Source organism: uncultured Pseudacidovorax sp. (assembly GCF_913773995.1).
In the GTDB taxonomy this organism is placed as follows: Bacteria; Pseudomonadota; Gammaproteobacteria; order Burkholderiales; family Burkholderiaceae_C; genus Xenophilus.
Map to the genome: position 1 here is coordinate 15,073 of NZ_CAJYES010000110.1, position 12,381 is coordinate 27,453.

The 12,381-nt window shown below is 70.8% G+C and carries 12 protein-coding genes; 3 read left to right on the plus strand and 9 right to left on the minus strand.

What is annotated here, in order from left to right; translation table 11 throughout:
* Positions 1 to 67 precede the first annotated feature (67 nt).
* The 3 genes from QZ772_RS09470 to QZ772_RS09480 all read left to right on the plus strand — a co-directional run bounded on the left by QZ772_RS09470 (position 68) and on the right by QZ772_RS09480 (position 3,295).
* Positions 68 to 925, plus strand: coding sequence for an SDR family oxidoreductase (locus tag QZ772_RS09470; RefSeq protein WP_295525161.1), 858 nt, complete (start codon positions 68 to 70; stop codon positions 923 to 925).
* 184 nt (positions 926 to 1,109) lie between these two features.
* Positions 1,110 to 2,855 carry an FAD-dependent oxidoreductase gene (locus tag QZ772_RS09475; protein WP_295525164.1) on the plus strand — a complete coding sequence of 582 codons (1,746 nt, stop codon included), beginning with the start codon at positions 1,110 to 1,112 and terminating at the stop codon, positions 2,853 to 2,855.
* A complete protein-coding gene (locus tag QZ772_RS09480; protein WP_366510568.1) occupies positions 2,852 to 3,295 on the plus strand; it encodes an NIPSNAP family protein in 444 nt (147 codons plus the stop codon). Before QZ772_RS09475 ends, QZ772_RS09480 begins: the two co-directional genes overlap by 4 nt.
* A 10-nt stretch (positions 3,296 to 3,305) precedes the next feature.
* On the opposite strand, the gene QZ772_RS09485 is transcribed toward QZ772_RS09480, so the two are convergent.
* The 9 genes from QZ772_RS09485 to QZ772_RS09525 form a co-directional block, all read right to left on the minus strand.
* Positions 3,306 to 3,617 carry a helix-turn-helix transcriptional regulator gene (locus tag QZ772_RS09485; protein WP_234193274.1) on the minus strand — a complete coding sequence of 104 codons (312 nt, stop codon included), beginning with the start codon at positions 3,615 to 3,617 and terminating at the stop codon, positions 3,306 to 3,308.
* On the minus strand, positions 3,610 to 3,981 hold the full coding sequence (locus QZ772_RS09490; protein WP_295525167.1) for a type II toxin-antitoxin system RelE/ParE family toxin: 372 nt from the start codon (positions 3,979 to 3,981) through the stop codon (positions 3,610 to 3,612). The genes QZ772_RS09485 and QZ772_RS09490 overlap by 8 nt, the downstream gene beginning before the upstream one ends.
* Positions 3,982 to 4,061: 80 nt before the next feature.
* Positions 4,062 to 5,654 (minus strand): acyl CoA:acetate/3-ketoacid CoA transferase, encoded by a 1,593-nt coding sequence (locus tag QZ772_RS09495; protein ID WP_295525171.1) that lies wholly within the window; start codon positions 5,652 to 5,654, stop codon positions 4,062 to 4,064.
* An 8-nt stretch (positions 5,655 to 5,662) separates the two neighbouring features.
* Complete coding sequence (locus QZ772_RS09500; RefSeq protein ID WP_295525174.1) at positions 5,663 to 6,823, minus strand: acyl-CoA dehydrogenase family protein; 1,161 nt, start codon at positions 6,821 to 6,823, stop codon at positions 5,663 to 5,665.
* A 299-nt stretch (positions 6,824 to 7,122) separates the two neighbouring features.
* Entirely contained in the window at positions 7,123 to 7,929 is an 807-nt protein-coding gene (locus QZ772_RS09505) for a TIM barrel protein (RefSeq protein ID WP_295525176.1), read from the minus strand.
* Between the two features lie 10 nt (positions 7,930 to 7,939).
* Positions 7,940 to 8,569: an NIPSNAP family protein gene (locus QZ772_RS09510; RefSeq protein ID WP_295525179.1), complete on the minus strand. Its 630-nt coding sequence runs from the start codon at positions 8,567 to 8,569 to the stop codon at positions 7,940 to 7,942.
* The gene (locus tag QZ772_RS09515) at positions 8,542 to 10,377 is read right to left on the minus strand and encodes an FAD-dependent oxidoreductase (protein WP_295525182.1); all 1,836 of its coding nucleotides are present in this window, start codon (positions 10,375 to 10,377) and stop codon (positions 8,542 to 8,544) included. The genes QZ772_RS09510 and QZ772_RS09515 overlap by 28 nt, the downstream gene beginning before the upstream one ends.
* 11 nt (positions 10,378 to 10,388) lie before the next feature.
* Entirely contained in the window at positions 10,389 to 11,210 is an 822-nt protein-coding gene (locus tag QZ772_RS09520) for an IclR family transcriptional regulator (RefSeq protein ID WP_017760782.1), read from the minus strand.
* A 69-nt stretch (positions 11,211 to 11,279) separates the two neighbouring features.
* Complete coding sequence (locus tag QZ772_RS09525; RefSeq protein WP_295525186.1) at positions 11,280 to 12,320, minus strand: Gfo/Idh/MocA family oxidoreductase; 1,041 nt, start codon at positions 12,318 to 12,320, stop codon at positions 11,280 to 11,282.
* Positions 12,321 to 12,381: the final 61 nt, after the last annotated feature.

Consider the following 12,381-nt stretch of genomic DNA (forward strand, 5'->3'; position numbering starts at 1 on the left):
CGTCAAAGCGATGGCCGGCGGCGACGCCCAGAATTCCCTCGGCATCACGACAACAGGAGACATCGCCATGACGGCCCTTTCCCCGGCCCATCCGTCCACCGCCTCGCCCGCTGCGGCCGGCGCATCCGCCCACTGGCTGGGACTCGCGCAGCAGGTCTGCGTGGTCAGCGGTGCGGCCAGCGGCATCGGCGCCGCCATCGCCCGTGCGCTGGCCCAGGCCGGTGCGCGCGTGGCCCTGCTGGACCGCGATGCCGACGGTTGCGCGGCCATGGCGCAGCGGCTGCAGCAGGACTTCGATGCGCAGGCGCTGGCCATCGCCTGCGACATCGCCGACGAAGCGGCCGTCGGTGACGCGGCGGCACAGGTGCGCGAGGTGCTCGGCCCCTGCAATGTGCTCGTCAACAACGCCGGCCTGCTGCGTGCCGGCGGCCTGGCCGATGTGGCCCTGGCGCAATGGAACGAGGTGCTGGGCATCAACCTGGGCGGCTATCTGCTGTGCGCACGGGCCTTCGGTGCGGACATGCGCGCAGCCGGCCGCGGCAGCATCGTGAATGTGGCGTCAATCTCGGGCCGCTTTCCGCAGAGCGGCAGCGGCGCCTACAGCGCCAGTAAGGCCGGCGTGCTGCTGATGTCGCGCCAACTGGCTGTGGAGTGGGGTCCGCAAGGCGTGCGCAGCAATGCGGTGCTGCCCGGGATGATCCGCACGGCCCTGTCCGCCAAGTTCTACGAGGAACCCGGCTTCGAGGCCCGGCGCGCCGCCATGACGGCCAGCCGCCGCATCGGCGAGCCCGAGGACATCGCCGACGTCGCGCTCTTCCTGGCCAGCCCGCGCTCGGCCTATGTCAACGGCGCGGAGATCCTCGTCGACGGCGGCATGGCCAACATGCTGATGGACATGGTCCCTCGCCCTGGTTTCAATGGCTGAGACCACCCCCAGGCTGCGCGCTGCGCGCTCCGCCAACCCCCTTCCAGGGGGCACATCCTGCGGCCCGGCGAAGCCGGTTCCGCGGATGTTCCCGCATGGCCCGCTCCGCGGCCATTCGATGTCGTGCGTATGGGGTCGCCTTGGCCGATCGCAACGCTGTGCCTGATTTCTGAGGAGACATTCCATGACCCACGATTTCGACCTGCTGGTCGTCGGCTCCGGCGCTGCCGGCCTGACCTGCGCCATCACCGCGAAGAAGCGCGGCCTCACGGTCGCTGTGCTGGAGAAGGAGCCAGTCTTCGGCGGCACGACGGCGCTGTCGGGCGGCGTGCTGTGGATTCCGCTGGGCCCGCATGGCCGGCAGCAGAATCCGGCCGACACGCGCGAGGCCGTACGCACCTACCTGATGCAGGAGAGCGGGCGCTTCTACGACGAGGCCACCGCCCAGGCCTTCATCGAGCATGGTCCGGCCATGGTCGACTTCCTGCAGCGCGAGACGCAGATGCAGTTCGTGCCCACGCTCTATCCCGACTACCACTGCGACGCCCCCGGCGGTGCGCAGGTGGGACGATCCATTCTGGCCGCGCCCTACGACATCCGCGGCCTGGGCGAGGACATGGCGCGGCTCAAGCCGCCGCTGGAGACCATCACCTTCATCGGCATGATGTTCAACTCGTCCAACGCGGACCTGAAGCACTTCTTCCGCGCCACCAAGTCGCTGACTTCCGCGCTCTACGTTGCGCGACGCCTGGCCACGCACCTCAAGGAGCTGGCCCTGTACCGCCGCGGTGTGCAGGTCACCAGCGGCAATGCGCTGGCTGCACGGCTGGCGCGCTCGGCGCTGGACCTGGGCATTCCCATCCTCACCCGCACACCGGTGCGTGGCCTGCTCGAAGAGGGCGGCCGCGTCACCGGCGTGCGCGTGGAGGGGGAGGGCGGCCCGCGCGAGATGCGGGCGCGCCACGGCGTGGTGCTGGCCTGCGGCGGCTTTCCGCATGACGCCAAACGCATCGCTCAGGCCTATCCGCATGTGCGTCGCGGGGGCGAACACCTGTCGCCCACGCCCGAGAGCAACACGGGCGACGGCGTCAACATGGCCGAGGCCGCTGGCGGCGTGGCTGACATCCGCTATGCCGACAGCGCGGCGTGGATGCCCGTCTCGCGCGTGCCGCTGGGTGGTGGCCGCTTCGGCGTCTTTCCGCACCTGCTCGACCGCTACAAGCCCGGCGTGATCGCGGTGCTGAAGAACGGCCGGCGCTTCTGCAATGAATCGGAGTCGTACCACGACGTGGGCGCGGCACTCACCCGCGCCTGCGAGGGCCAGACGGAAACGGTCATGTGGCTGGTCTGCGACAAGGCCTGCCTGGCCAAGTACGGCCTGGGCTACGTCAAGCCCGCGCCCATGCCCATCGGCCCGCACCTGCGCAGCGGCTACCTGCTGCAGGGCCGCACGCTGGCCGAACTGGCCGCCCAGGCCGGCATCGACCCGCAAGGCCTGGAGGCCACGGTGCGCGCCTACAACCCGCCGGCCGAGCGCGGCGAGGATCCGGCCTTCGGCCGCGGCAAGACGGCCTTCAACCGCTACCTGGCCGATCCCGAACACCGGCCCAACCCCTGTGTCGCGCCGGTGGCGCAGGGCCCCTTCTATGCCGTGCGCGTGGTGATGGGCGACCTCGGCACCTTCGATGGCCTGCAGACCAGCCTGGTGGGCGAGGTGCTTCGCCGCGATGGTCAGCCGATCCCGGGCCGGTACGCCACCGGCAACGACCGGGCCAGCATGATGGGCGGCGCCTACCCGGGGGCAGGCATCACGCACGGGCCCAACATGGTCTTCGCGTACCTTACCGCGCACCACATCGCCGACCGCGCCGAGGTGCCGCAGGCGGTGCCGGCCGTGCGCGTGCAGGCGCAAGAAGAGGTGGTGGCATGAGTGCCCGGCCGACCGCGTCGAAGGGCACGCGCGCTGCGCGAAAGGCGGCGGCAGTGGGCTCCGCGCCCGGCCCGCTGGCCATCGTGGCGCCCCCCGGCAAGCCGCTGGTGGACCACCGCATCTACACCATCGCGCTGCGCAAGATGCCCGAGTTCCTGCAGGTCTTCAACGAGCTGGCCATGCCGGTGCTCATGCAGACCCTCGGCCATCCTCTGGGCTTCTGGACCAGCATGGTGGGCCCGCAGAACCAGTTCGTGCATCTCTGGGCCTACGAAGACCTGGCCGACTACGAACGCCGCAGCGCCGCACGCGACGCGCATCCCGACTTCGCCCGCTACCTGGCCGCCTCGGGCCACCTGATCACGGCGCAGGAGACACGCCTGATCCGGGCGGTGGCGATGCCGGGATGGGTCGCTCCGCCGCTCGACACCGCGCGCTGACGCCGCTGCGTCACGAGGCCTCTTCGAACGGGTGCACCTGGATGTCCCCGTCGGGGAAGGACGCCACCAGCTTCAGTTCGCCTCCCAGGGCCTGGACATAGGCGCGCAAGGTGCTGACGTACATGTCCTCGCGGCGCTCCAGCTTCGACACCGCCGCCTGCTCCACATTCATGGCCTGTGCGAGCTCGACCTGGGTCACATTGCGGGACTTGCGCAGCTCCTGAAGCTGCATCTCCACGAGCAGCGCTTCGGCCCGCGCGGCAGCGCGTGCCTGGGATGCGGGGGACATCCCGGCCCGCAGTTCGCCGAATTTCCTAGCCATGGGTCTGCCCTTCCTTTCTCAAGGTCTCGAGGTGGATGTCGTACAGACGGTCGGCCAGCGGCACCTGCACCTCATACCAGCGGCCGTCGCCAGTCTTGTCCCCGCCCAGCAGCAGGATGGCGCAGCGCCGCGGGTCGAAGGCGTAGAGGATCCGGTAGGGCCGGCCCTCATGCTGGATCCGGAGTTCGCGCATGTGCGGATGCCGTGAGCCGTGAATGCCGGAACTGTGAGGAAAACCGAGATTCGGTCCTCGCGCTTCGAGCAGCCGGACCGACGCATCGATGGATTCCTGCTCCGCCTCATCCAGCGTCGCCCACCAGATGCCCAGCTCGTCGGCGTACTCGACGTCCCACTGCTTCGGCATTATTCCCTCTGAAATCTATTCCTTCAAGAGAATATTCTGCACCTCAAGTGTGTACGGTTGGGTGATGGAGTGCCGCATCTTCAATGCGCAGCAAGGGCGGCCGTGAAATACACCGCATCCATCACCCCGATCTCCGCCGCGAGCCGGGGCATGAAGTCCATCTGGTCCAGCACATCGCGCTGCAGGTCCACGCCGGGTGCGATCTCGAACAGCTCCACGCCCTCGGGCGTCAGGCGGAAGCTGGCGCGCTCGGTCAGGTACAGCACCTGCTGGCCGCGCACCCGGCCCTGCGGGCCGCTGAAGGTGATCTGGTCCACGCGCTTGACCAGCTTCTTCACGGCGCCCTGCTGCAGCACGCGCAGCCGGCCGTCGCCGGTGGCCAGCTTCACGCCCTTGGCCGCCAGCGTGCCGCAGAACACCACCTTGCGTGCGTTCTGCGCGATGTCGATGAAGCCGCCCGGCCCCACGGTCACGCCGCCCAGGCGCGACACGTTCACGCTGCCTTCCTCGTCGAACTCGCCGAAGCCCAGGAAGGCCACGTCCAGGCCACCCCCGCCGTAGAAGTCGAACTGCGTGGCCGCGTCCAGCATGGCCGTGGCATTGCGTGCATAGCCGAAGAGCACGCCGTCCATCAGCGTGCCGCCATAGGTGCCGTGCTCGATGGTCTGGTAGATGCGGTGCTGCTCGTCGCGCGCCGCGATCAGCTTGGCCACCGCATCGGGCACGCCCACGCCGTAGTTGATGACGGGCCGCGCCTTGCCGGTGTCGAACAGCTCCACGGCGGCGCGGCGCGCCACCGCCTGGCGCTCGCCGAAGGCCTCCTGCGCCGCGGCCAGCTCCCGCGCATGGTCGGCGGCCTCGCTCTCGGCGCGGGCGGCGCCGGTGAGCTCGCCGCTGAAGGCCGGGTCGAAGGGAATGTCGTAGCTGGTGCGCTGCGCCGGGTCGACCACGATGGCGTCGACCCAGGCCGAGGGAATGCGCACCTCGCGTGCCTTGAGCGCGCCGCGCGGCAGCCGCTCGGCCACCTGCACGATCACGCGGCCGCCGCTGTTGCGCGCCGCCAGCGCCAGCGAAGGCGCATCCAGATTTGCGGCTTCGTGCTCGAAGCTGATGTTGCCATCCTCGTCGGCCGCGCTGGCGCGCACCAGCGCCACGTGGATGGGGAAGGGCTTGTAGCGCAGCCACTCGCGCCCATCGAGGGTCAGCACCTCCGCCAGGTCGTCCTTGGCCGCGGCGTTCATGCGACCGCCGCCGTGGCGCGGATCGCAGACGGTGCCCAGGCCCACGTGGCTGATCAGGCCGGGCCGGCCGGCGCCGATCTCGCGCATCAACTGGCTGCTCACGCCGCCAGGAAGGATGTAGGCCTCGATGCGGTTCTCCAGGGCCAGCTGCTGCATGGCCGGCGACCACACCCAGTGGCCACCGATCACGCGCTTGACCAGCCCTTCGTGCGCGAAGCAGCTCATGCCCTTGGTCTTCTTGTCGCCGATGCCCAGCGCATGCACCACCGTCAGGTTGCGCGGCGCCCGCGTGGCCAGGAAGCGCGCCTGCACGGCCTCGAACAGGTGCGTGGCCTCCATCAGCCCGCCGCCGCCACCCATCAGGCCCACGGTGTCGCCATCGCGGATCAGGGCCACCGCCTCGGCGGCCGTCATGAATTTGCCGTCTGCCATGGCGGGCCTCAGCGGTGGATGTCGAACAGGGCCGCGCCCTTGCGCAATGCCGACTTGGCGATCACACCGCGATGGATCTCGCTGGTGCCGTCGAAGATGCGGTAGATGCGCGCATCGCGGTAGTAGCGCTCGATGGGCAGCTCCTTGCAGAAGCCCATGCCGCCGAAGACCTGCACCGCGCGGTCCACCACGCGGCCCAGCGTCTCGGCCGCATGCACCTTGACCATGGCGATCTGCTCGCGCGCATCGAAGCCCTGGTCCAGCATCCAGGCGGCCTGGTAGACCATCCAGCGCGCGGCGTTGATCTCGATGACGCTGTCGGCCAGCATCTGCTGCACCATCTGGAAGTCGCCGATGCGGGTGTCGAACTGCCGGCGCTCGCCGGCGTACTGCAGCATCAGCTCGCACACATGGCTGGCCTTGCCCACCGCGCGCGCGCCCACCTGCGCCAGACGCACCACGTTGAGGGCCCCCATCGCCAGCTTGAAGCCCTGGCCCTGCGCGCCCAGCAGGGCGGCGTCTTCCAGCGCCACGTTGTCGAAGAACAGCTCCACGTGCGGCGTGCCGCGCAGGCCCATCATTTGCTGGTCCTTGCCGACGGTGAAGCCGGGCAGGCCCTTGTCGACCATGAACATGCTGATCTCCTTCTCGCCGGTGCGGGCCGAGACGAGGAAGAAGTCGCTCCATTCGCCATCGCTGATGAAGTGCTTGCCGCCGTTGAGCACCCAGCCGCTGTCGGTCTTCTTCGCATGGGTCTTGATGCCCGCGGCGTCGGAGCCGGCACCCGGCTCGGTGATGGCGATGGCGCAGGTGCGCGTGCCTTCCACCGAGGGCTTGAGCCAGCGCTCGACCTGGTCGCCGCGGCAATGCAGCAGCGGCTCGTAGACGTTGCCGAAGGCGCGGCGGATCAGCTGGTCGCTGGTGTGGCCGAACTGCTCCTCGCAGAGCACGCGGTCCAGGTTGGAGAGCCCGCCGCCGCCCAGCTCGGCCGGCATGTTGAGGGCATACAGGCCCAGCGAGCGGGCCTTGTCGTGAATGGCCTGGGCCTGCGCGCGGGGCAGGGCGCCGTGCTCTTCGAGCGTCTGCTCCAGCGGATGCAGTTCCTCGGCGATGAATCGACGGACGGTGTCGATCATCATCTTCTGTTCGTCGTTGAGGGCGAAGTCCATGGTGTCTGGCGATGAATGAATGGGCGAAGGAAGGGCGATGGCCGCTGAAGGAGGCCATGCGCGATGTGTCGGGTTTGTGCCTCTCCCCTCTGGGGAGCGGTGGAGTGAGGGGCCTGGGCGGTGGATGGGCTGCGGGGCAGATAAAAGCCGCGGCCCTCACCCCAACCCTCTCCCAAAGGGAGAGGGAGCCAGGCCACGCTCAAGGCTAGGCACTGCTGAACCAGCGGGCGCCGAAGAAGAAGGGCAGGCGCGAAATGCGGTTGGCGGGGATCAGCATGGCGAGATGTGCAGCGCTGCGGTCAACCCACGAACGGCATCGACGCCCGCAGGCACTGCGCCGCCCACTCGGCCGGCGGCTCCTGCGCCTCGCGCGCATGGTTCGTCACCTCCACGCTCACGGGCAGGTCGGCCGGCAGGGCGGCGAACAGGCCGTGCAGGTCGATGCTGCCTTCACCGGGCAGCAGCCGGGCGCAGCGCGCGGTGTGGATCAATTCGTCGTTGCTGAAGTGCGTGCCGGCCTCGGCATCGCAGATCTGCGCGTAGTGCAGCAGTTCGCGCGGAATGGCGCGGACGTCCGCCAGCGTGCTGCTGCTGCGGCCGAAGTGCAGGGCGTCGACCAGGATGCCCGCGTTGCCCGGCGATCCGGCGTTGCGCACCACGCGCAGCGCGGCGGCCGCATCGCGCACGCCGGTCCAGGGCATGAACTCCAGGTCGGCCGTCATGCCGAAGGGCTTCATCACCTCGCACAGGCGCGCGTAGCTCTGCGTCAGCCGGGCCTCGTTGCCGTCGTCGCCTGCCACCAGGATGGCGCGGGCGCCCAGCGCGGCGCCGATGTCGTAGAGCGCGTCCCAGCGGTGCGGGTCGAAGTCGGCATCGATGCGGATGATCTCGAGGTCGAACACGCCCACGCCGGTGTCGCGCAGGGCGGCCTGCGTCTCGCGCAGTGCAGCCGGCTGGCCGATCAGCTGCTGCTGCGGCGCGCCCGGTGCATTGGGCCAGAGGCGCAGGCCGACGAAGCCGTAGCCGGTCTGCGCCGCCAGGCGCACTGCCTCGGCGGGGGTGCAGCGGTGGCTGCTCAGGTAGGCAAGGGAAAGCGGACGGGCCATGGTCGCTGTGTCACTTCATCGGCGAGACGGCCGTGGGCATCGCGATGGTCGAGACCATCTCGGTCGTCAGATGCGCCGGCCCGCCCTTGGGCGGCCAGATGCCCTGGGCCACGGCGTCGGCGCGGGCGCGGCTGCGCGCGTCCAGCGTCGGGTAGGCCCAGATGTTGGTGAAGCGCGCGGCGCCGTCCAGCGCCACCATGGCCACCACGCAGGGCGAGAGCTTCTCGCGCGGCGGCAGGTATTCCTGCCAGAGGTCGATGGTGGGCTGCGTGCCGCCGGGCTTGATGCCATAGGTGCGGATCTCGTAGACCGGCCCCTGGATGCCCGACTCGGCACTGGGCCGCGCGGGCTTCATCCAGTCGAAGCCGCGGTAGCTGTGCTGCTCCAGCCGCTGGTAGATCTCGCCGCAGCCGAAGGGGCTGGCGCTGGCCTGCGTGCGGGCGCGCTCGGCCTCCAGCGCGCCCAGGCTGTCGAAGCCGCGCAGCACCAGCATCTGGTTGAGCACGCCGATGTCGGTGAACCAGCAGCCCAGCAGTTGGCCCTGCGCCTCGGGTGCGGTGGCGAAGGCCTGGACGGCGGTGGCGGCCGTGCCGGCGGTGCCCATGGGCAGGGTCAGCGTGGCGAGTTCGTAGTAGTGCATACGAGGGGTTCCTGGTGAAGGGGTTGCGGCGCCGCGGCGGCAGGGGCATGCGCGGGCGCCGAAGGCGGCTCCAGCGGCACGCCGGCTGCGTGGTGCGCGGCGATGAAGCCGAAGGTCATGGCCGGGCCCAGCGTGATGCCGCCGCTGGGGTAGTGGCCGCCCATCAGGCTGGCCATGTCGTTGCCGGCGGCGTAGAGGCCGGGCACGGGCCGGTCGTGTTCATCGAGCACTCGGGCCTGCGTGTCCACGCGCAGGCCGGCAAAGGTGCCCAGGCTGCCGGCGACCACGCGCACGGCGTAGAACGGGCCGCGCTGCAGCGGGGCCATGCAGGCATTGGGCTGGCCGGGGCGGGCCTCGCCCTGCACGCGGTTGTAGGGCGTCTCGCCCTTGCCGAAGTCCAGGTCATGGCCGTCGGCGGCCATGGCGTTGTAGCGCGCGACGGTGGCGGCGAGGCCGGCCACGTCGATGCCGCAGGCCGCCGCCAGCTCGGCCAGCGTGCGGCCGCGGCGCAGGTAGCCGCGCTTGCGCCAGCCGCGCGTGGGCATCGGCCAGGGCTTCGCCGCGCCCAGACCGAAGCGGCGGAAGAAGTCGCGGTCGCACACCAGCCAGGCCTGCACCGGCTCGCCGGGCGGCGTGGCTGCCAGCAGGCCATGCATGAAGTCGTGGTACGAGTCGGCCTCGTTGACGAAGCGCCGGCCGTCGGCGCGCACGGCGATCAGGCCGGGCTTGGCACGTTCGATCAGGTGCGGGAAGCGGCCGGTGCTGCCGTTCTTGCGCGGCACCAGCGACACGGGCGCCAGCGCGGCTGCCTGCACCAGCCCGGTGGCCACGCGCCCGCCCGCCGCCTCGCCCAGGCGCAGCCCATCGCCGGTGTTGCCCAGGCTGGCCGCTGAATGGTGGTCACGGCCTTTGGGGCCCGCATGCGGCAGCAGACGGGCCTTGCGCCCCGCATCGTGCGGAAAGCCGCCGCAGGCCAGCACCACGCCGCGCGCGGCCTCGATCGCGAGCGGGCCGTCGGCCGACATCACTTCGGCGCCGGCAATGCGCCCATCCCGTTGCAGCAGCCGCCACGCCGGGTGGGCGGTGAGGATCTGCACGCCCGCCTCCAGCGCCGAGGCGGCCAGCGCGGCCACCAGCGCATTGCCGTTGACCAGGCGCCGACCGTGCCCATGCAGCAACCGGTCGCGTGCATGGGCCAGCACACGCCGCGCCACGTAGGCGAAGGAGGCCGGCGAGGTCGTCGCGTCCAGAAAGTGCCGCAGCTCCCGGCCCGAGGCGATGCCCATGCCCCACAGCGTGGTCTCGGGCAGCGGCGGCTTCAGGTCGCGAAGCCGCGCACCCAGGCGCCGGCCGTCGAAGGGTGCGGCGCAGACCGAGCGCCCGCCCGTGCCCGCATGCGGGCTGCGACCATGGAAGTCGGGGATCGCATTGCCGTCGACGAACTGCAGGGCCGTGCGGCGGCGCAAGAACTCCACCATGCGCGGCGCCTGCGTGAGGAAGGTGCGGGCGCGCGCCTCGTCGAACTGCGCGCCCAGCTCGTGGCGCAGATAGGCCAGCGGTTCTTCCAGGGGCTCGTCGATGCCCGCCGCGCGCGCCAGCGGGTTGCGCGGCACCCACATCCAGCCGCCGCTCCAGGCCGTGGTGCCGCCGAACTGCGGCTCCTTCTCGACCACCACCACCTTCAGCCCCAGCTGCGCCGCCGTCACCGCGGTGGCCAGGCCGCCCGCGCCCGAGCCGATGACCAGCAGGTCGCAGGTCAGGGTGCGTGGAGAGGTGGCGGCGGGGGCGTCGGTCGTGCGGGCAGGCATGAAGGGCGCCGTCAGGCGGCGTAGATGGGCACGCGTCCGGGAGGCGCTGCCGGTGCCGTCTTCTGGAAGAAGGGCGAGGTGCCGCTGGCGGCCGCCATCTGCGCGGCCGTTTCCAGCAGTTCGGGGGCGAGGGCGCGCATGCGCTCCTCGGTGAAGCGCACGGTAGGTCCGGCGACGGTGATGGCGCCGATGGGCGGCCGGCCGACGGGCTGCACCACGGCGCCGATGGTGCTCAGGCCCGGCGTGTAGGTGTCGATGGTGAGGGCATAGCCCCGCTCGCGCGTGGCGTGCACCATGGCCATCATCTCCTGCACCGTGCGCGGCGCATTGGGGCCGTACTCTTCGGGCTGGCCCAGGCCCTGCCGGGTGGCCAGGGCGATGGCCTCGTCGTCGCTCAGCGCCGCCATCCAGGCCAGGCCGGAGGACGAGCACGACAGCCGCGCATCGCTGCCCATGTCGGGGTCGTAGCGCAGACCCTGGCGGGCGCCCTGGGCGCGCGCCACCCAGGTCAGCCGCTCGCCGTCGATCACCGACAGCCGCGCCAGCTCGCCCGACAGCTGCGCCAGCCGGTCCAGCAGCGGCTGCGAGAAGTCGACGATGCCGCTGTGGCTGAGGAATGAGAGGCCCAGCGACGACAGCTTGGTGGTCAGCATGTACGAGCCCAGCTCGCGCGTCTGGCGCACGTAGCCCGTGCGCGTCAGGTCGGCCAGCAGGCGGTGGGCGGCGCTGCGCGGCATGTTCAGCGTGTCGGCGATGGCGGCCAGCTCCAGCCCCTCGCCATGGCGCGCCAGCAGTTCGAGGATGCCCAGGGTTCGATCGAGTACGCCGCTCATCGGGGATGTCCTTCTCGTGGTCTTGGAATGAGGCGGGCAGCGTACAGGATGAGGATGCGCACGGCGGGCTCAGCCCAGCGCCACGGTGGCGCCGCGCACGGCGGCGTCATGGATGGCCAGCGTGGCGGCCAGGGTGCGCAGGCCGTCGGCGGCGCTGCACAGCGGCACCGTGGCATGGCCTTCGATCAGGTCGACGAAGTGGTCGAGCTGGCGGGTGTAGGGGTCGGCGGCATGCACGGCGGTCTGGCTGCGCGTCATCTCGGCATGCCAGCTGCGCTCGCCGGCGTAATGCCACAGCGACAGATCGGGCAGCGACAGCGAGCCGTGCGTGCCGGCGATGAAGTGCGAGTTGACGGCCTGCCTCGGGTACTGCGGCTGCTCGCCGGCGCAGAAGTCCCAGCACCAGGGCGCGGTGGCGGTGTCCGACACCATCACCGTGCCCAGCGCGCCGCTGGCGAACTGCAGGCTGGCCACGGCCGTGTCCTCCACCTCGAAGCCGCGCGTCGCGCTGCTGGCGAAGGCCTGCACGGCGCGCACCTCGCCGAGCAGGAAGCACAGCATGTCGATGTCGTGGATCAGGTTGATCAGCACCGGGCCGCCGCCGGCCTGGCGCCGCCAGGCGGCCTTGAAGTACGAATCAGGCTTGAGGAAGGTGGCCATGGCCTGCGCGGCCACCACGCGGCCCAGCCGGCCCTCCTGCAGCAACTGGCGGGCGCGCTGCAGGATGGGGTTGTGTCGGCGGTGGTGGCCCACCAGTACGGGCACACCGCGGGCGGCCTGGGCCTCGGCCAGGCAACGGGCGTCGTCCACCGTGCCGGCCACGGGTTTTTCGACCAGCACCGGCACGCCCCTGTCCAGAAAGTCCAACGCCACCGGCACATGCGTGGCATTGGGCGTGGCCACGATGGCGCCCGCGGGCCGCTGGGCCGCCAGCAACTCGGCATGGCTGGGGTAGCAGGGCACGCCCGCGTCGTCGGCCAGCGCGCGTCCGGCCTCGGTGGGATCGGCAATGGCGCACAGCCGCGCCCGGCTGCTCTGCTGCAGGCGGTCGATGTGCGTGCGGCCGATGACGCCGGCGCCGATGAGCGCGATGGGGGCCTTCTGGGGCATGGGCTGGGATGTCTCCTTGGCCGTGACTGTAGGCTGAATTGAAATGAAATTCAATAGTTGA